Annotated in this window: 16 protein-coding genes, 1 tRNA gene and 1 pseudogene; 3 read left to right on the top strand and 15 right to left on the bottom strand. The window is 51.6% G+C overall.

The window, feature by feature from the left end:
* Nucleotides 1–98 precede the first annotated feature (98 nt).
* The gene (locus tag NE562_RS02470; protein WP_280960811.1) at nt 99–332 is read left to right on the top strand and encodes a hypothetical protein; all 234 of its coding nucleotides are present in this window, start codon (nt 99–101) and stop codon (nt 330–332) included.
* A gap of 198 nt (nt 333–530) precedes the next feature.
* Complete coding sequence (locus NE562_RS02475) at nt 531–1,907, top strand: IS3 family transposase (protein ID WP_280960812.1); 1,377 nt, start codon at nt 531–533, stop codon at nt 1,905–1,907.
* Between the two features lie 244 nt (nt 1,908–2,151).
* Here NE562_RS02475 and NE562_RS02480 read toward each other — a convergent pair whose 3' ends face one another.
* The 8 genes from NE562_RS02480 to NE562_RS02515 all read right to left on the bottom strand — a co-directional run bounded on the left by NE562_RS02480 (nt 2,152) and on the right by NE562_RS02515 (nt 11,261).
* The gene (locus tag NE562_RS02480) at nt 2,152–3,108 is read right to left on the bottom strand and encodes a DMT family transporter (protein ID WP_280960813.1); all 957 of its coding nucleotides are present in this window, start codon (nt 3,106–3,108) and stop codon (nt 2,152–2,154) included.
* Between the two features lie 121 nt (nt 3,109–3,229).
* Nucleotides 3,230–4,846, bottom strand: coding sequence for a chaperonin GroEL (groL, locus tag NE562_RS02485; RefSeq protein WP_280960814.1), 1,617 nt, complete (start codon nt 4,844–4,846; stop codon nt 3,230–3,232).
* A gap of 281 nt (nt 4,847–5,127) precedes the next feature.
* Nucleotides 5,128–6,777 carry a BCCT family transporter gene (locus tag NE562_RS02490; RefSeq protein WP_280960815.1) on the bottom strand — a complete coding sequence of 550 codons (1,650 nt, stop codon included), beginning with the start codon at nt 6,775–6,777 and terminating at the stop codon, nt 5,128–5,130.
* A 33-nt stretch (nt 6,778–6,810) separates the two neighbouring features.
* The gene (locus NE562_RS02495) at nt 6,811–7,224 is read right to left on the bottom strand and encodes an acyl-CoA thioesterase (protein WP_280960816.1); all 414 of its coding nucleotides are present in this window, start codon (nt 7,222–7,224) and stop codon (nt 6,811–6,813) included.
* Nucleotides 7,221–7,517, bottom strand: coding sequence for a 4Fe-4S dicluster domain-containing protein (locus NE562_RS02500; RefSeq protein WP_280960817.1), 297 nt, complete (start codon nt 7,515–7,517; stop codon nt 7,221–7,223). Before NE562_RS02500 ends, NE562_RS02495 begins: the two co-directional genes overlap by 4 nt.
* A 97-nt stretch (nt 7,518–7,614) precedes the next feature.
* Entirely contained in the window at nt 7,615–8,817 is a 1,203-nt protein-coding gene (locus NE562_RS02505) for a CaiB/BaiF CoA transferase family protein (protein ID WP_280960818.1), read from the bottom strand.
* Nucleotides 8,818–8,854: 37 nt separating this feature from the next.
* Entirely contained in the window at nt 8,855–10,033 is a 1,179-nt protein-coding gene (locus NE562_RS02510) for a CaiB/BaiF CoA transferase family protein (protein WP_280960819.1), read from the bottom strand.
* Nucleotides 10,034–10,082: 49 nt separating this feature from the next.
* The gene (locus tag NE562_RS02515; RefSeq protein WP_280960820.1) at nt 10,083–11,261 is read right to left on the bottom strand and encodes an acyl-CoA dehydrogenase family protein; all 1,179 of its coding nucleotides are present in this window, start codon (nt 11,259–11,261) and stop codon (nt 10,083–10,085) included.
* Nucleotides 11,262–11,661: 400 nt separating this feature from the next.
* Here NE562_RS02515 and NE562_RS02520 point away from each other — a divergent pair, with 400 nt between their 5' ends.
* Nucleotides 11,662–12,105, top strand: coding sequence for a MarR family winged helix-turn-helix transcriptional regulator (locus NE562_RS02520; protein WP_280960821.1), 444 nt, complete (start codon nt 11,662–11,664; stop codon nt 12,103–12,105).
* 122 nt (nt 12,106–12,227) lie between these two features.
* Here the strand turns inward: NE562_RS02520 and NE562_RS02525 are convergent, their stop codons facing one another.
* From NE562_RS02525 to NE562_RS02555, 7 genes and pseudogenes are all read right to left on the bottom strand, one after another.
* On the bottom strand, nt 12,228–13,070 hold the full coding sequence (locus NE562_RS02525) for a MaoC/PaaZ C-terminal domain-containing protein (protein WP_280960822.1): 843 nt from the start codon (nt 13,068–13,070) through the stop codon (nt 12,228–12,230).
* A 140-nt stretch (nt 13,071–13,210) separates the two neighbouring features.
* Nucleotides 13,211–13,336, bottom strand: a complete 126-nt coding sequence (locus NE562_RS02530; protein ID WP_280960823.1) for a hypothetical protein — start codon at nt 13,334–13,336, stop codon at nt 13,211–13,213.
* 26 nt (nt 13,337–13,362) lie between these two features.
* On the bottom strand, nt 13,363–16,986 hold the full coding sequence (locus NE562_RS02535; RefSeq protein WP_280960824.1) for an HD domain-containing protein: 3,624 nt from the start codon (nt 16,984–16,986) through the stop codon (nt 13,363–13,365).
* A 408-nt stretch (nt 16,987–17,394) separates the two neighbouring features.
* Nucleotides 17,395–17,471, bottom strand: a tRNA-Pro gene (locus NE562_RS02540).
* 87 nt (nt 17,472–17,558) lie between these two features.
* Nucleotides 17,559–18,374, bottom strand: a complete 816-nt coding sequence (locus NE562_RS02545) for a purine-nucleoside phosphorylase (RefSeq protein WP_280960825.1) — start codon at nt 18,372–18,374, stop codon at nt 17,559–17,561.
* A gap of 18 nt (nt 18,375–18,392) precedes the next feature.
* Nucleotides 18,393–19,679: an amidohydrolase gene (locus tag NE562_RS02550; RefSeq protein WP_280960875.1), complete on the bottom strand. Its 1,287-nt coding sequence runs from the start codon at nt 19,677–19,679 to the stop codon at nt 18,393–18,395.
* Between the two features lie 84 nt (nt 19,680–19,763).
* Nucleotides 19,764–20,051, bottom strand: a pseudogene (locus NE562_RS02555) (sigma-70 family RNA polymerase sigma factor); the annotation flags it as partial.
* Nucleotides 20,052–20,180: the final 129 nt, after the last annotated feature.

Consider the following 20,180-nt stretch of genomic DNA (forward strand, 5'->3'; position numbering starts at 1 on the left):
GCCGTATTCGTGCATTACGTTTTCTTGTGCCAGTATTCGTGTTTATTCCCAGTTCATTGGTGCTATACTATTTTCATCTTTGACAAGGAAGTGGTATTATGCCCCGTGGTGTAAAAAGAGAAGTCAATTATACGGCCGAACTAGCCGAGATCGACGCAAAGATCAATAGACACAAAGCACAGATATCGACACTAGAAGCCCGCCGCAAAGAAATCGTGGATTTGCAGCAGCAGGCCGATGCCAAACGCTTAATGGAGTTCTTAACAAAAAGCGGTCTTTCTATCGCCGATGTTATTGAAAAGTTATCTCCAACATACAAAGAGAGCGCTTAACAGCGCTCTCTTTTCAGACTGTCAAAAAACTATTTTTGACAGTCTGTCGATCGAAACAAAGCCCCATTTCGATCGAGAATTCCGGCTTCTGCGCGCGCCTTACAGGCACACTTGAAGTCGGTTTGTATAAAATCCGAGATACATGGAGGTGCGGACAAAAAGTTGGACAAGTGAAGGCTCCAAGAGGAGGGAAGCACGATGTTCACTGAAGAAAAGCGCCTGCGTGCCATAGAGTTATATAGGCAGAGCAAATCTGTCACCGAGACCATACGAGAGCTAGGCTATCCCGGACGTGAGACCTTATATCGATGGCTCAAGGCACAGGCACAGCCGCCAAGGGAAAAATCGCGGTTTCGTGGGATCAATACACCGGAGCACCCCCGTCATCCGCCGGTGAAAGTGAAATTAGCAGCGTTGCACCGTTGCTTTGAGCTTGGAGAAGATGTAAGATTAGTATCAAATGAGATCGGATACAGCCGAGCCAGCATTTATAGCTGGCGACGGAAGTACCAGCAGGAAGGGGCGGTCGCACTGATGAATCGAAAAGACAATCCAAGAAAAAAGCTTGTGCCGTGCAGGCCGTCGTCTTCAGAAGAAATGGGCCAGCTGAAGGCTCAAATACAGGATATGCAGATGGAGATCGATATTCTGAAGGAGACGCTTAACATATTAAAAAAAGACCCCGGCGTCGATCGGACAACACTCCGGAATGCGGAGAAGGCAGCGATCATCGGCGCTCTGAAGAATAAGTATCCGCTGTCGAAGTTGCTTGCGGCCTTACAATGTGCTCGTAGCAGCTACTATTATCAAAACAAGAGAATAAACCGGCCAGATCAATATGTGACACAACGGATCTACATTAGAGCAATTTTTGAAGAAAACCATCTATGCTACGGGTATAGAAGGATCTATTTATCGCTCAAAAAGCGCGGTATACAGCTTTCCGAAAAGGTAATCCGCCGTTTGATGAAACAGGAACAGATACAGCCCATTCCAAGAAAACGGGCGTATCACTCCTATCGAGGTGAAATTACGCTGGCGGTCCCCAATGTAATTGCGCGTAACTTTCACGCAGACCGCCCCAATGAGAAGTGGCTGACCGATATTACGGAGTTTGCCATTCCAGCAGGAAAAGTTTATCTCTCCCCAATCATCGACTGCTTTGACGGCATGCCTGTCTGCTGGCGTATCGGCACGTCTCCCAATGCAGAACTGGTCAATCAAATGCTGGATGACGCGATCTCTACGCTAAAAGAAGGGGAGCATCCCGTCGTCCACACCAATCGTGGCTGCCACTATCGCTGGCCCGGCTGGATTGAACGGATGGAGCAGGCGAAGCTGCAACGTTCCATGTCGAAAAAAGGCTGCCCGCCGGATAATTCCGCCTGTGAGGGCTTCTTTGGCCGTATAAAAAATGAAATGTTCTATGGGGTTTCTTGGATTAACGTTTCCATTGAAAGCTTTATCCAGTTGCTTGATGACTATATGCTCTGGTATCGTGAAAAACGTATCAAATGCTCTCTTGGCGGGAGAAGCCCCCTCGAGTATCGACTAAATTTCGGGCTTTGTGCGTAAGTCCAACTTTTGGTCCGCACCTCCCATGCTCCCGGATTTTATGGATTTTGCTCTTGCGGCAAAATCCTATTTTATGCGCGCTGCGGCGCGTGGAGGTTCTTTGACAGTCTGCAAAGAGAGCGCTTAACAGCGCTCTCTTTTTTATATAAGTGCGGCGTTAAAAAAGCCAAGGCGTTTCGCCCAATCGAAACGCCTTGGCTTTTTCTTTCGTTATACAAGTGCAGCACCGCTAATCTGCTGCATTTTATTCTATGGCTCCGTCGGACACAGCTGGCGCAGGTTGCTCCGCCGCTTCCGGCTCAGGTATCGGCTTTTTGTCCTTGCCCGCCAGCAATATCATTGCCGCGACGATAAACGCAATGCCGGCATAATCCATGACTTGCAGCGGTACGCCCAGCCAAAACACGCTTAAAATCGCCGAAGTAACCGGCTCAACCGCCGCAATAATGCTGCCCTTCGCCGCGCCGATGCGGCGCACGCCTTCCAGATAGCAGCAGAAGGCGCAGATCGTTCCGAACAGAACGATAACAATCAAACCACAAACCGTAACCGCATCCCATTGGCCAACGATATGCCAAGGCTGAAAGATCGCTCCCAGCGCGATACCGCCGATCAGCATACCGAAGCCGGTGACCGGCACCGTGTCATACCGTTCGATCAATGCGCGCGGCTGCACGCTGTATACCGCAAACGCACACGCGCCGATCATGCACCAGACAAACGCTTTGCCGCTCAGCGCGAGCTGCGTTGGATCGCCATGCGTCGCCAACAAATATACGCCCACGATCGCACACAAAACAGCCAGCAATTCCTGCTTGCTCGGCATACGTTTTTCGCGCAGCGCCAGCCAGACCAATACGATCGCCGGACCGGTATACTGCAACGTCGTTGCCGTAGCCGCGTTAGAGAGCTCAATAGAGCGAAAAAACGCATACTGGCACAGCGCCATGCCAAATAGCCCAAACACCACCAACGCGCCCACTTTCCGCGCGGAGCGAAACATCGCGGTCGCTTTGCCGCGCCAGCGCGCAAGCGAATACAGCGTCAGCAGGATACCGGCGACCGTCAGCCGCACCGAAACCAGCCAATCGGCATTGAGGCCGCGGTTCATAAACAGATATTGACCGCAAGCGCCTGAAAAGGCCCAGCACATACCGCCAAAGGCCGCCATAAAATAACCGATGCGTTTGTATCTTCCCATATGAATCCTCCCTCATATTGGAAATGTTCGCTGCGTCAAACCGGCGGCTCTTGCGCAAATTCATAGCCGTATGCATATGGTGAAAGCCTTGTATGGAACAGTGAAAAGCTTTCTCACAGGGTCACATCAGCGGATTACCGCCATGCTTGCGCAGCCATGCTTCGTCCTTAGGATCGATCACGTCCACTTCCGTGGTCAAAAACGTGGAGGCCATTGAGGCAGCGTTTTTCAGCGCCTGCTTGGTCACCTTCACAGGATCCACGATGCCTGCTTCGATCATCGGTACATAAGTATTGGTTTCGGCGTCAAAACCGATGCCCTCGCCGCGCCGCATCGACTCGGCTATGACCACATCGCCGCTGCAACCCGCGTTTTCCGCGATCTGTCTGGCCGGCTCCTCGATCGCCCGGCAAATGATGCGCGCGCCGGTTTTCTCATCGCCCGTCAGCTCCTGTGCATACGCTTCCACGGCGGCAACCGTATTGCAGAGAGCAAGGCCGCCTCCGGCGACTACGCCTTCCGCCAAAGCGGCGCGCGTCGCATTCAAAGCATCCTCGATCCGCAGCTTCTTCTCTTTCAGTTCTACCTCGGACGCAGCGCCGACTTTGATGACGCCCACGCCGCCGGCGAGCTTACCCAGCCGTTCCCGCGCCTTATCGATATCAAATTCGGTCTTTGCTTCCGCGAGCTGCCTGCGCAGCATCGCCATTCGATCCGCGATCTTCTCCTGATCGCCGGCGCCATTGATGATGAGCGTCCGATCCTTCATGATCGTAACCTTTTCAGCCTGACCGAGGATATCGACGGTCGCCTCGCTCAGCACGTCGCCCGTTTCCTCCCGGACCACCGTTGCGCCGGTCAAAAGCGCCAGATCGTCCACCAGCGCCTTCTTTCTGTCGCCAAAGCCGGGCGCGCGGACCGCAACAACGTCGATCGCACCCTGCATCTTATTTACGATCAACGCCGTGAGCGCCTTGCCCTCGACGTCATCGGCCACGATCAAAAGCGTCCGTTTGCGTTGCGCGACCTGATCGAGCAGCGGAATGACATCCTGCAAGTCGCTGATCTTCTTATCTGTAAACAGGATATAAGGATGATCCAGCACCGCTTCCATCCGTTCCTTATCGCTTACCATATAAGAGGAAAGATAGCCCTTGTCAAACTGCGTACCGGTTACGATCTCAAACGTGGTGTCCAGCGTTTTTCCCTCTTCGACCGTGATAACGCCGTCTTGACCGATCTGCTCCATGATTTGAGCGATCATACGGCCAACCGCTTCGTCAGAACCGGACACGGTCGCGGCCCGTGCGATGTCTTCCGTCTTTTCCACGCGATACGCCTGCTCGTCCAGCGCTTTGACCACCACGTCGACCGCGCCGTGGATGCCTCTTCTGACCGCCATGGGGTTCGCGCCCGCGGCGATATTTTTCAGGCCCTCACGAATGATGGCCTGCGTCAGCAGGATCGTCGTCGTCGTGCCGTCGCCGACTTCGCTATTGGTTTTATCGGCAACCTCCTTGAGCATCTGCGCGCCTAGGTTTTCAGTGATGTCCTCCAATTCGATGCCATTGGTGACAGTCGCCCCATCGTTTGCAATGAGCGGCGTGCCGGACGGCCTGTCCACCAAAACATTCCTGCCCTTTGGCCCCAGCGTGACCTTCACCGCGCTTGCGAGCTTATCCACGCCGTTCCAAAGCTTGTTTCTGGCGTCCTCACCATAATATAAATCTCTTGCCATATTTGTCTCTCCTAACTTTTTATCCAATTATGGGTGATATCTAAGGATTTGAAAGGAAGCAAATACCACCGAATTATATTATACTACAAATTAATTGGTAATTCCAGTAAAACAGCGCAAAGCCTTGGACCGCACAAGTCTGCTGAAGCCTTTTTTAGATTCTTCTCCGAAAGAACCGCGCCGCGTGGGAATATCCGAAAAAAGCCAAGGAGACTCGCTTTCGCGAGGCTCCTTGGATGCCGCGGCTGCCTAAAACGGCCTCGGCGCTTTCCGTATGGCAATCAAACCTTGACTGCCACCTTCTCTTCTACCTTTTCTTGTGGCTTTGCTTCATCAGCCTGTTTCTCATCTTCCGCCAACGCTTCCTGCCGTTCCTCCTCTTCCTGCTGCGCAATAATCTTCGCGTGCAGGCCGATTCGGTCGTCATGCTTGAGCCATCGCATCAGTCCGATTTGCGTGCCCACCAGAATAACTAAAAACGGCGCTGAAAGAATGATCGCGATTTGCTTAATCGCAGTAAAGCTTGCGCCAACCAAAATGATCGCCATTGGGATCACCGCGAGCAATACGCAGAAGAACAAACGCAAGGCCATTTTAGGCGTTCCCCGTTTTGTCACAGTTTCAGCCAGCGCCAACGAGGCCGAGTCCATGGACGGCGCCACGAAGCCAACGATCAGCAATAGTATAATAAATGGAAGCAGTGTTTTTCCTAGCGGCAGTACCTCTAAAATCCGGTAGATCGCCGCATCGCCCACGCCGCTGGTAACCAGACCGATTACATCGACCGTACCCTGCAGATGCGTAAAGATGGAAAAGCTGCCGTTGATGCCGAAAATCGCGATACCGCCGCCCGTCATGATAAACATCGTGTAGATGGCTACTTCCCGAATCGTTCTTCCCTTAGATACCTTGGCAATGAAAATACCCATCATCGCCACATAGTTGAGATAGAACGCCACGAAGTAGATCGTCCACGCTTCGGGGAAACCGGTATTGGAGACCGGATCGGTGAACAGCGCCATTCTGGGAAGCTTTACGATCATATGGCCCAGCGAATTGACGATGTTCTTGAGAATAAAAGTGGTCGGCCCCATAAACAACACGAACAGGAGGAACAGTACACAGAGGATCGAAGCGGCATTGCTAATGACTTTCATACCCTTCTGTGTGCCAAGATAGGCCGTGATCGAGTAAACGACCGCGATGAACGCAATGACACCGATCTGCACCACCGGAGTTGCCTCCCAGCCGAACAGCTGCTTGAGACCGCCGGTTGCCAGCGGCACCGCCAACCCCAAAGAAGAGCTCAGCGCGCCTAAAATGCCGAAAATAACCAGAAAATCAATGACCTTGCCAATAGCGTTCTTTCCCTTTACCTTTTCGCCCAGCATCGCGCAGCAGACCGCGCTCGTTTGGAAGGACTTCAACTTTCTGACATATACGCCGTAGGCGATTGCCACACCCATGATGGTGTACATGGATTGGTTGACAACGCCCCAGTGGAAGAACTGATAACCAAGAGACGACTCGATGACCTCCACGCTGCCGGGCACCATGCCGAGACCGGGCGTTTGATAATAACTCGCCCACTCGGTAAAGGACCAATATAGTGCGGCCGACGCGAGCGACGCCAACAGCATCATTGAAAAATAGCTGAAATTAGAGTATTCCGGCTTACAGTTTCCGAGCCGGACCTTGCCATACTTACCGAAACAGAGATAGAGTCCAACGATAAAGGTCACAAACGCCACTACCTCAAAAATCGATCCCAATCCGGAAATCATCAAATTAAAGAAGGAACTGATCGCGTTCAGCGTCGATTCCGGGTTCAAGATCATGAAGATGATGAATACAATGAGCACCGCCACGCTTACGACGATCAAACCGACTTCAACATCTGAATTTTTGCCTTGCTTTGTGTTTTTTCCCATTCTTTCCTCGCCTCCGTTCTGTTTATTGTTAGGTCATACCGTTAATATTTTCCTCATCAAGTCAGTGATCGGACGGCTGGCGCGTTTTTCTATATCATAGCCTACATATACAGATTCGCACCACAGGATCAGATCGTCCTCTCCCTGCCGGTATATTTCAAACTCAATGGTAAAGCTCTTGCGGCCGATCTTGATCTTGCGAATGCCGACCTCGAGCATATCCCCTTCATATGCACTGGAAACAAATTCGTAGGTAGACTTTTTATGGCACACCTCGGAGTCGTACTTTTCCGCAAGCTCTTTATAGGAATATCCTCTTGAGCGGAGAAATTCTTCAAAAGCCAAATCGGTATATGCCACATAATTGCCGTTATACACAATGCCTTGGCGGTCAACCTCGCCAAAGCGAACGCGCAAGGGGCAGAAGAAAACGCAGTCTTTTCTCATTTTGATTCTCCCTGTTTCTTCCGGTATTCGCGAGATCTATTCAGGCGCTTTTGCGCCGCGCGCAATGCAGCGGCCGCGTTGGCCGAGCGTTTACGCACTTTGTGCCGGAGCGCGCCAAAGGCGCACACGTCTACGCAGTACCCGCAGTTGATACAGGTCAGAAAGGCTGTGGTAATCCCCCGCGGATAGCCCTCCTCGTCGACCTCGATCACGCGCATGGGGCAAATGTCGACACAGGCATTGCACTTAACGCATTTTTCCTTATCCGGCGAAATCAGTTCAACGGTTCTCACAACTATGTCCTTTCCAAAAAATCCACCCAATGCGCCGCCTTGCATTTTCATGCAGGCTGTGCATTGGGTGGATCGTTTGTTGCACCCATAACATTTTTCAACCTGCTTGGTGCACAGCTCCATCTGCGATCAGGCTATCGATCTTCTGCTGGCTGTATCCCAGCCCGCTGAGTATCTCTTTGCTGTTTGCACCCGGGGAACCGGCCGCCGACGCGTTCGGGTCGACCGGCGTCTTGCTGAATAGGATGGGCGTATTGGTAACGGTGTACTCGCCTACGCCAAGCTGATCGATCTTGGTTATCACATTGAGTGATTTTGTTTGTGGGTTGTTATCAAACTCCTGCAGCGACTGTACCGCAGCTGCTGGTACGCCGGCCTTGCCGAGTTTATTCTCCAAATCATAGCGGCCCATGGATTTTGTCGCTTTTTCCAGCTCCGCGATCAATGCTTCCCTGTTCTGAACCCGCTGCTCGTTGCCGGCGAAGCGCGGATCCGATACAAGAGCGTCCAGCCCCAGCGTATTGCACAGCGCCCGCCACTCTTCCTCCTTGGTCACAGCCACAACGACGTTGCCGTCCTTGGCCGCAAATTCACCGTAAGGCGCATACCATACATAATGGTTGCCCGTGCGCTCGGTGAACTCGCCCGTGATGGAGTGCTCCAGCACCGGCGACTCGCACATATAAAATGCGCAGTCGAGCATCGCAATGTCCACGCGCAGTCCCTTGCCGGTCCGCTGCTTGTGCAGAAGCGCCATGGACAGGCCGCGCAGCAGCTGCAAGCCGGCCCAAGTATCGCACAGAGAGAAACCGGGCTTGATCGGCGCGTCTCCCGCCATACCGGTCTGCCCTACCAGACCGCTGCGGGCCGCGGCGATAATATCCATGCACGGAAGGTGGGACAGCGGTCCATATGTACCAAAACCGGAGATCGAGCCATAGATCAAGCCGGGATTGACTTCGAGCATCTTATCGTAACCGATGCCGAGTTTTTCCAGCGTGCCTGCCTTGAAGTTCTCGATAACGATGTCCACCTGCGCGACCAGATCAAGGACGACGCGCTTGCCTTCTTCGGAGCGCATATCGATCGCAATGCCCTTCTTGCCTCGGTTGTATTGGCAAAAATACAAGCTGATATCATTGACGTACGGTCCGTATTCGCGCGAGATATCGCCCGCGCCGGGCCGTTCGATCTTAATTACCTCCGCGCCCATATCCGCCAGCATCATCCCGCAGAACGGAGCAGATAGAACCTGAGAAAAATCAAGAACTTTGATCCCGTTAAGAGGTCCTTTCTTCATTTTCACTCTCCTCACTTATCTTATCCACACACGCCGCTCAAACGACGCCTTGCTGCTGCAGCTTTGTAAGCGCCGCTGCATCGATCCCCAAGGCGGAGTAGAGCTGCGCGTTCTGCTCTCCGATCGCCGGCGCGGCGCGCAGAGGCTCCTCTTGCTCTTCGGCGAACTTGACCGGCTTGCCCGGCATTTCCAGTTCGCCCAGATCGTTATCCTTCACAGAAACGATCATATTTCTTACCTTTAATTGCGGCTGCTGGAGCGCTTCCTTGGTCGTCGAACACATCGTGCCCGGAATCAGCGTTTTATCGCAAATATCTGCAATTTCCTGCATGGAGTAGGTCGAGAACAGCGTTTCCAGCTTGACGCGCAGATCGCCGAAATAATGGTAGCCGCGCACCAGATTGGAACAGTACAACTCGTCTTCCTTCCACTCCGGCCGTTCAAATGCATCGCAGAACTTGGCCCACTGTGCATCCGACGAAATGCCCATGGCGACGTAGCCGTCTTTGCATTTAAGAATATCATAGGGGTTGATCAGCGGATGGGCGTTGCCTGTGCGCATCGGGTCCTCATGCTCCGCGCCGTAGGTGATGACCTTATCCTCTGAAATAGCGATGGCCGAACCGCAAAGCGTCGTTTCCACCAGCTGACCTTCGCCGGTTTCCTTGGCGTGATAGACCGCCAGACACACCGCGGAGGATAGGAAACTCGCCGCGTAGCGCTCCGAGATTGAGAAGCCGATCCGCGCGGGCGGATTTTCCGGGAAGCCGGTAAAGTGCATCACGCCGCTTTTGGCCTGCGCGATCAGATCGTACTGCGGTGTGTTCGCCCCTTCGCCGGTCGAACCGTATGCCGAAATGCGTCCATATACGAGGGATGGTTTGATAGCTGATAATTCTTCATATCCCAGACCAAGCGCCTGCATCGTGCCGGCAGGAAAGTTCTCCAAAACAACATCGGCCGTGGCCGCCAGCTTTTTGAATATCTCTTTGCCCTCGGGATGATTCAGATCGAGCGTAATGCTCTTCTTGCCGCGATCACGGAAGCTATGATGAATACTGGCGCCATTTTTTAATGGCGCCAGCATTCTCAGCGGATCCCCGGTCTCCGGAGCTTCAACTTTTATAACTTCCGCTCCGTAATCAGCCAGTTCCATCCCGCAGTAACCGGAAAGTGTCATCAAATCGAGTACTTTGATTCCTTCTAAAGGATACATAGTGACCTCCTATTACTGTGAGAAGAAAGCCTCACGGGTTTGTTTTTAATTACTCCTCGTAAGCCCAGCCAGTGTACAGCTCTACGCCGCGCTTCTTGATCTGACCGCCGATGACGTTGCGCTGGATCTCGGAGGTACCCTCCCAGATGCGGTCAACGCGCTGGTCGCGCCACAGACGCTCGACAGCGTTCTCACGCATGTAGCCGCGGCCGCCAAGGATCTGAACAGCCTTATCGGTTACGTGGTTAACCATTTCAGAGCACCACAGCTTGATGGCGGATGCACGGGCATGCTTCAGCTTGCGGTCCATATCGCCGGAAATCTCCCAGCATACGCGGTACAGCAGGCTCTTAGCGGCCATGATCTCCATGGTCATGTCAACCAGCATGTGCTCGATTACCTGATAGTCGCGGATCACGCGATCGCCCTGAACGCGGTTGGCCGCAAAGTCGTTGGCTTCCTTCAGCACGCGCTCCGCGCCGCCTACACAGCGAGCCGCAATGCCCAGACGAGCTTCTACGAACCAGTCCTTGGTCATGTTGAAGCCTTCGCCGATGCCCTTCAGGATCTTGGATTCGTCAACAACGACGTCCTCGAACAGGAATTCGGGGTGTTTGAACGCGAAGTGATGCGTAAACTCGGGGGTGCGCTTAACGCTTACGCCCGGCGCGTCCTTCTCAACGAAGAATACGGTGGCCTTGTTTGCATCGCCGTCGATGTGGGTATGTACCAGCAAGAAGTCGGCAATATTACCAACGGTTACGTACCACTTTTCGCCGTTGATCTTGTAGCCGCCGTCGCACTTAACAGCAGTGGTCTGGCACATGGTCGGGTCGGAACCGGCGTCAGCTTCCGTGATGGCGTATGCATCGCGGCGCTTGCACTGGTTACTGGGGATCAGGTACTCGTCGATCTGCTCCTTGGTGCCGAACTTCATCGGGAAGGACGGCTGCGGAACCGCATCCCAGATCGCGCCGGTGGACATGCCGAACTGCTCGCTGCAGAGCATCTGCTCGAACAACGTCATGCCCTGACCGCCGTGCTCCTTGGAATGGTTGGTGGCGTTGAAGCCCCACTCCATAACCTGCTCCGTGATATATTTGTGCGTTTCGGGAGAGATGCCGTTATTCTCCTCGCACTCCATCTCGTACGGGAACAGTACCTGCTCGGTAAATTCTCTTGCCTTCTCCTGAAGTGCGCGATGCTCCTTGCTCAGTTTGAAATCCATACTAACGCTTCCTTTCATAAAAAGAGATTTTAGTTAGACCGATGTCGGTTTGTCTGTTATTTGTTTGTCTGTTCTCGGTTTGTCCGGCATCGGATAATTTATGGTTTTATTATATGTCATCTGCCCAAAAAGTCAATAGCATTCTCTTCATTTTTGTTCGATTTGTATGTTTCCACAGAAAAGCCCGTCCAACTTTGTGCAGTACGAGGAATCCGAACTGCCGTGGGCATAATTGACGGACCGCCGTCATACCGGGCGCGTGCTACGTCCCCTTTTGTTTCTTAAAGCAGAATGATTGTGTGATTTTATGTCATTTGGCATATAAAACCATTGACGCGCAGGCTGTATATGGCATATAATATATAGAATTATAATTGTATGGACTAAGGGGGAAATGACCATGCAACATCAGTTCAATGAACTATTTGACCGTTATTATAAAAGTTGGCGCGGGATAGAGTCTGCGTATGATAAAATCGCAGCCAACCATGGCGTCACCTCAAATATCATGAATATTCTCACGCTGCTCTATAAGCAGCGCGCGCCCATGACACAGAATGAACTGAGCAAGGAACTTAACCTATCCAGACAGACCGTGACAAGCGTGGTAGACAGTCTGGAGGCGCGCGGTCTGGTCACGCGCAGCATAGCCGAGGGCGACCGGCGCAGCCGTGTGATCAGCTTAACCGAGCAGGGACGGGCGTCCGGCCGCGAGATGGGCCGTGCGATGCGCCGCATCGAGTTATCCGCGTTTGAGGCGCTTTCCGGTGAGGACCAAATCGCCTTTGTGGACAATATGGAAAAGCTGTGGCACGGCTTGGCTCACGCCTTGGGGGAAGAATAAAAAACAGCAGGGATTATACCCCCCTGAAAAGCAAAAGAATCGGCGGCTCGTTTTATACGGGCCGCCGATTTCTGTTTCTGCGTTCCATATTTGTTTTTATCCCAAGCGGGACCGCCTCTCTCCTATTCGATCCGCGCGGTGCAGAAGTTGAGGACCGCGTCGCCGGTCGTCAGGTCGATCAGCCGGAACACGATTTGCCGGTCATCCATCTTCCAGATCTGCGTCTGCACCGGGCGGTTAGGCTCCAGCGCCGAGGTAAAGCGAACGGACAGAGAACAGATCGCCTCCGGCCGCCCCGGGCAGACCGCCTTGATCAGCGCGCGGCAGGCATAGCCGGCCGTACACATCCCCATGAGGATAGGCCGGTCGAAACCGCCAAGAGCGGCAAAGTCCGGATCGATATGCAGGATATTCGGATCGTTATCAATGCGGTAAAGCGCCGCCTGATTCGGGCCGATATGGTCGTCCACCACGAAGTCGGGCGCGCGTTTGGGATACTCCACCGTCACATTGGGCGGCTTTTTGCCACCGAAACCACCGGTGGACATATCGATATCCTTGGTCAGCAATGTGAACGCCTTGTCTCCCTGTTCGTCAAACGCTTCGGCTTGAATGAACGCCAAACTGCCGCGCCCTAAGCCACGGTCATAAATATCCAGCAGCTCAACAGAATAGCCGATCCTGCCTTCGATGTTGGTGATCGGCTTGTGATATTCGATCTCAAAACCGTAGTGCAGCGTATCGGGCAGGCTCTGTCCGTATTCGTAGGCATCGGTAAACGTCTTAAAACCGAGGATCGCCGCCCAATAGGTGGGAATGATCTTCATATTTTTCTCGTATACATATTCCAGCTCGCCATCGACATTCGCACCGACACTGAGCGCGTAAAGAGCCAGCTTGCGCCAATCGTAGCGCAGCTCCATCGGCGCGCTTTTCCGGCCGATTACTTCAAATTTCAGCGCCACCCTGACCGTTCGCCCCTTTCGTTTGCATTGTTTTTCCATTATATCACAGGCGCCGGACTGATTGCAAGCAGCAGCGGTTTTGCTTTCATGCACTTCATTCCTGCACGTGAAACCGCCAGCCGCCCCCTGATCTTTCACGGTTACCATTGCATGGCGTATTGCGCATAGGTATCCGCGTTAATTTCTTCCAACGCCACACCGTCCATTTGTTTAAAAAGCGTACTGATTACTTTGCTGACGCTCCACGGCGGTTTTACTTTTTGCATTACCAAGCCGTTCTGCATATAGAATATCACTCCAACTCAAACTTTTGCAGCGGTACATCATACTCTTGCGCGGTTTCTGTAAACGCCCTATTGTTCGCGATGATAACGTTAAATATTTTCTTTCCCTCATCGGTACGGATCGTGTTGACCGCCTTCCAAAAGTCTAAAAAGCGTGCCCGGGTCAAATGCAATTCTCTTTTATGCAAAAGCGTGAGCAGCTTATAAAGCATTTGCAGTTTATCGATATCTTTTGCTATTTTTATATTATAATCCGTGATCGTTTGATCATCCCAGCTAAACCATAGCTTCAGATATTCCGTCAAATCTGCTACATCGCGGTGCGTGCCAGATAAGAACACCTTCTCGCAGTAATTGCTTTCCAGCTCTTTCATCCCCTCATATTGCACGCAGCATGGCGGGTAATCGCCCGTATAGGCCTCGCCCATATCATGTATCAGCAGCATATTGAGAATTTTTTGCTTATCATAATCACTATGGGTATAGCTTTTGCTTGGCAGGAACAGCAATCCGATCAAATACGCTTCAAACACATGCTCGAGCGTGGTTTCATGCTGCTCGCCGTTCTGAACGATTCGTAAATAATCCGCTTTGCTTAAGCTGTCTTGTTTATCCGGGATGCACCAGCCAGTCTTTTTTACCCGTTCCAACTGAGACAATTCTTCCAAAAGCGCACCGGGATCAAAGAGATCGTCCGGACGCAGAGCATCCCCCGAACGCATTCTTTCTTTACACGTTTCAAAAGCAGTCTTTTGATGAATAAGATACTGGATAAAAAGTTCCTTCCTGTTCGTTTTTTGAAACCGTCTGACATAGATATCGATTATTTCAATCAGTGATGATAAAATATTAATTGCCATAGGGTCGTCATATGTATTATATTTACTGTTGTAAAAAAAGGAACGGATTTTCTTTTCGCTGTTTTTTCTCAGTGCAAGGGGCGAATCAATACGAACCTGCACCAGATCGCATAGGGTGAAAAGTTCCAGCCGCAGCAAGGGATAGTGCTTATTTGCACCGATCCGCGTTTTCAAACGGCTCGCTAAAAGATGATACGTATTGTAAATATCAAACCCTTCGTATACGACATCCTCTCTGATCGAAATGTCTTCCGCCTTCCGATCGCCGTAAAATTGCAGGTAAAAATCGCGATTGACCTTTCTCTCCCATTTATCGGACAGCAACCGGTCGATGTACGCGTCAATCATTTCATCTTGGTTGTTAGAATTTGCAATTCTGCTTAAACAGATCGACCGCTTCGCAACAGAAAACTCATAAAAATCCGCACTTGCAATCGTTCCTGCTTGCGCCAGCTGATCCAAACTTTGTTCCTGCTCTGCCAAAAGTTGAAGAATTGTATCGTTATCTCCCCGCGTGCGGCCCAGCAGGTGCGAAATCGTTGATTTCCCAGTATACGATAGCTTGTCATATTGTAACTGCGCAAACGAGATCATTTCCGCATGCAGATTCAATTTGTCTACAAAGCCCCGGATATAAGAACAAATTTCGTGTCCATATAGCTGATCCAGACCTGAATGTGGCGATATTTCCGTGATGGCTTTCACGTTTTGCGCGCTAAGTACATAGTTCGCTGCAAGCAAATACCTTGCAATCAGCTTTTGGGTTCGGATTACTTCAAAATCCTGATTGCTGATCTGCTTGACATGCTCACGGATCCAAGTATAATTCTTTTGCGGTTTCCCCATGTACAGGTGATAGCTCATTTCTGCCGCTTTTGCTATATTGGCGTTCCCCAGTTTAGATCTAACAAAGTCATCTAACATATCAAAGAAGGTGTGTGTATTTCGCTTGCACAGGTATTCTCCAAAAACAACCAGTATGTTCAGGTCGATCTCTAGAATCTGCATTCTATTGATATTTTCCATGATACAGTCATACGTATCGTCTTCATAGCTGTTCAAATCGCAAAACGCCCTGATAAAGTTTTCATATTTGATCGTAGAATTGACCTTATGTGTTCGGATCCGGTTGAAATAAATTAAATATTCGGCATCGCGCGCGATTTGCTGCGGCGTAAACTCAAGATTGAGATCCTCATCCGTATCGATCCCATAAATAAAGTGTGCATATGGCTGAAACTCTTTGCTATTGATCGTTTGGTCGATCATTTTCTCAATGCGTGCGTTATGATAAAATACATGCTGGCTCAGTCCATCTATCATGCAGCACGGCCGGCAGTTGTATTTCTTCGACAGATCTAGTCCCCGTCTGAGTATATCTTCTACCTTCCGTTTTATTTTATTGACATAGGCTGCCGAATCCTTATTCTCATTCTGTCGGGAATGCGTATGAATAATCTCTTCCAGATTGATATAGATCGGCAAAAAATCAAAGGTACCGCTGCCAAACTTATAAAGCAAATTTAAATAGGTGATTGACATAAAAAGGCTTTTCCCTAGTCTGGCTTCGCCCCTTAATGTTACGCTTACCCGTTTTTCAGATTTCTGGATCAATTGTGATAGTGTATTGATCAAACCATCCTTCGCACTGATTACGTTGCCTGCCATGCCCGCTTGCGGCTGCTGCAGGGTTGCAAAGGAACGGAAAAGAATGTCGATCAATCTCCATTCTGGTCCGGAACGAACCGCCTCAAAGCTCTTGACCCGTTCCGCCAGATTGTGCACCTCTTTTGTACCGAACAAATACCGTAACGCTTGCCGTTTGAGCGACGATTCACTCAGCTCCAAAATCCGCTCGATGTCATTGAGAGAACCGACAATTTGCCATTTCTCATCCTTGTACACGATCGTACGGTGATAATACTGATTGGTATCGCTGAATTGGTGCAAGCCGCATGTGATATGGTCGCTATCCAAGGGCGCGCCGACAATATAGTCATAATTATGCGCGCTATCCGTATGCTTATCGCCATATAGCTGCAAACCGAACAGTGTTTCTATTTGGTCAAGAACAGCGGTGTATTCGTTTTCCGGGTAGGTCAACAAGGCGTGCTCACAATAATCCGTTCTCGGCGCATGAGCCACCAATACATTGTGCTGCTTGCTTAAATTGTTTTTCGTTTTAATCAACGCATCTTTGTTTTTCTCTATGTTTTTTTCAATCGAATCGCAATCCACGCAAAGCTTCTGCGTACCTTTATCAATCCAATGGCTGTTTAGAACCAGAAAATTAATTCCTTCAATTTTCCTGAAATGTGTTTCATAGGTGTTTTTCTTCATGATCATTTTATCAATGAACCGGCTGATCAAGGAAAATCTCCTATCGCCATATTCCACATTATGCAATTCGCAAACCACCTTGTTATTTCCGGCAGCGAACATATTGACATCATGATTACCGCAGCATATGATCATTCTGTTATTCGCAATATCAAGTTCCCGCATCAGATAGGCAAAGTACTTTTCGGCCAATGCAAAGGCTGTGCTGGCTTCCTTTTCCCATAGCGCCGCCTTTTCTTCCGCCGAAGAGGATTCTGGAATACGCCGTCCGATACATTTGCTATCAATTACATCCCCGTTATATACCAAAATAATATTCGATAGGTTGAGCCCCTTGATAAAATCCACCATTGTGCAAAAAACAACATTGTCCTCCGGCTCCCCCATTGTCGCTTTGATATGAAAATCTGACAGCTGAAGGATCGTTTTCATAGTATCACCTTTTACCTATTCCGTTCATTTGTAGCTTCAGTCAGTACAGTACTCAGTAACAGCAGGCGGCAGGCTGCTGATCGTTGCTCGCAGAGTATTGCATAGGAGTTTACGGCAAATTGGATTCGTCATAACGACCACACTCCCCTTGCCGCCGCCCACTTGTTTTGTATATATTATATCATACTATTTCAGAATTTCCACCTTATCCTTGGTCATTTTGGGACATTTTAGAAGTTTTGTTTGTTTTGAATATCAAAGCAAATAACGCGGAACAGTCTATTACGAGTGTAGTCGAAGTCGGTGCATAAGAGAGGCCACTTATATCGTCGCATCTAAAAAGTTTATAAAAATCGCAAAAAGACCGCCCAACACATCATTTCTAACGTGTTGGGCGGTCTAAAAATATGGTCGAGGTGACAGGATTTGAACCTGCGGCCTCTTCGTCCCGAACGAAGCGCTCTACCAAGCTGAGCCACACCTCGATTATGCTGTCTTTTTCCTGTGACAGCTTTATTATTATATCGAATTTATGAGGTGTTGTCAACTATTTCTTCACTCAATTTTTAATTTTATATATGGGAGATCAGCGCGAGGATGAACGAACGGAACACGGGGCCGCGCGCGGCGGCGATTTCGTTTACCTCCGCGCCGGATAACGGCTGCATCAGAACGCCGGAAGCCATATTGGTGATCATCGCCACGGCGGCAACCGGCAGGCCGCAATGCGCGGCGGCGATCGCCTCGTACACGGTCGACATGCCGACGGCATCCGCGCCGAGCGCGCGGAACGCGCGAATTTCGGCGGGCGTTTCAAACTGCGGGCCGTTCACACCGCAATAAACACCGTGGCGCAGCGCAATACCGCAATCCGCGGCAGCCTGATTGGCCAGTTCACGCAGAGCGGGCGCATAGGCAAACGTCATATCCGGAAAGCGCGTACCCAGCGCCGCATCGTTTGGACCGGTGAGCGGGCTCTTGCCGGTCATATTGATATGATCCTCGATCAGCATCAGGTCGCCGACCGAAAAGTCCGTATTGATACCGCCCGACGCATTGGTCAGCACCAGCGCGCGCACGCCGAGCGCCTGCATGACATAAACCGGAAAAGCGATGTCCGCGGGCTCGTAACCCTCATAGCCGTGCAGGCGCCCCTGCATGCACAAAACGGTTTTGCCCGCCAGCTTGCCGCAAACGAACCGGCCCACGTGGTCGGGCGCGGTAGAGGTTTTAAAGTGTGGAATCTCCCCATAGGGCACAAAGACCGCGTCCCCAATCTCATCGGCGATCGGGCCCAGCCCGGAGCCGAGCACTAGACCGATTTCCGGCTTTTGCGATAGCCGCTTCGCGACGGCTTCCGCCGCCTGCCGTACCTGCTGATGATCCATGAGCGTCTCCTTCCCTTTTTACAGGCCCGCCAGAATGCGGTCTGTTTTGCGTTGCGCTTCCGCCTTGACCCGCTCGATGTCGAGCGTCAGGAACGCGCCGTCGCGATAAAGCACCTTACCGTCCACCATGGTTAGTCTGACATCGCTGCCGCCGGCGGCGTAGACCACATTGCAGGCGGCGTTCGTCATCGGGGTAAACTGCGGCGAATCGGTATCGATCACACACAGATCGGCCCGACCGCCCACCTTGATTGCGCCGCTGTCCTCCCGGCCTTGGCTGTGCGCACCCGCGCGCGTCAGCGCGTACAGCGCTTCCTTAGGCGTAATGAGCGTGGAATCATGGTAGTAACCCTTGTAGGCTGTGGCGAACAGATACAGATCCTGCAAGATATTCAGGTTGTTGTTGGAAGCCGCGCCGTCCGTGCCGATCGCCACGGAGATACCGCGCCGCATCAGCTCCGGCACGTTGGCATAGCCCGAAGCCAGCTTCAGGTTGCTGGCCGGACAACAGGCCACGGTAACGCCGTGAGAACGAAGAATTTCAAAATCCTCCCCTTCCAGCCAGACGCAGTGCGCCGCCGTTGTGGGCACATCAAAAATGCCGTGCGCCTGCATATAAGCGGCGGGCGTCATGCCGTGCCGCAGCTTGCAGCCCTTGTGTTCGGACTCGGTCTCGGACAGGTGGATGTGCATGCGCGTGCCCCGCTCTTTCGCCTGCGCGGCCACGGCTTCCACCACCGCCGGAGAGGAGGTATATTCCCCATGAATGCACAGGTCGATCGTAAGCCGCCCATCGCCCGCGCCCTGATAATCGCGCAGCAGCTCCTCATTGTCGCGGTACGCCTGAATCTGCTCGTAAGCGCTGCCGTCGAATACGGTCAGGCCCCGGCTGAGATTGCACTTGATGCCGCTTTCCAAAACGGCCTTCGCCATCGCTTGGCATTCAAAATACATATCGGTAAAGGATACCGTACCGCACTGCACCATTTCGGCAATGGCCAGCTGCGTGGCCCAGTACACATCCTCATCCGTCAGGCAGTCCTCAAACGGGAACACCTTTTCATTCAGCCACCTGTCCAGCGGCAGGTTTTCCGCATAGCCGCGCAGCAGCACCATGGGCGCGTGACTGTGCACATTGTAAAAGCCAGGCAGCAGCAGGCGGCGGCGGCCGTCATAGCGTTCGCCGTAATCCTCCTGCGGCGCGGTTTCGCCGATATAGGCGATACGGCCGTTTTTTACGCCGACATACCGGTCCCGTTCCAGTTCCAGTTGTTCGTTTAACAGATCAATATTGCAAAATAACATGATTTTCACCTGTCCTTTGGGTGTATGTATGGGTTTGGCGGCTTAACTACAAATATTGTGGAGGCGTTTTCCCCAAATAACGTTCATCGGCACGGCATAGGTAGAAAAACGCACGCCCAGATCGATATTAAAATGATCGATCGATTTCATCAGTCCAATGCAGCCGACCTGAAACAGATCGTCCGGCGATTCGCCGCGCCCGTGAAACCGCTGGATGACCGAAAGCACCAGCCGCAGATTGCCGCGGATTAGCTCGTCCCGCGCCTGTTTATCCCCATCCTTAACGCGACGCAGCAGCGCGTCGGTCTCCTTCGCGGTCAATACGGTGAGCCCGGCCGTATTGACCCCGCATATCTCTACCTTTGTTTGCACGAAAAAACCTCCTGTCCCTGATCCAAAGAGCAAGTGTTCAACATGAGGATTTTCCCCTGCGCACCAAATGAATATACTGCCGAAATTTTTTGCCAGCCGACTTTTTTCGACTGGATTTTGCCCGGGTTT

The organism is Butyricicoccus faecihominis (assembly GCF_024462775.1).
In the GTDB taxonomy this organism is placed as follows: domain Bacteria; phylum Bacillota; class Clostridia; order Oscillospirales; family Butyricicoccaceae; genus Agathobaculum; species Agathobaculum faecihominis_A.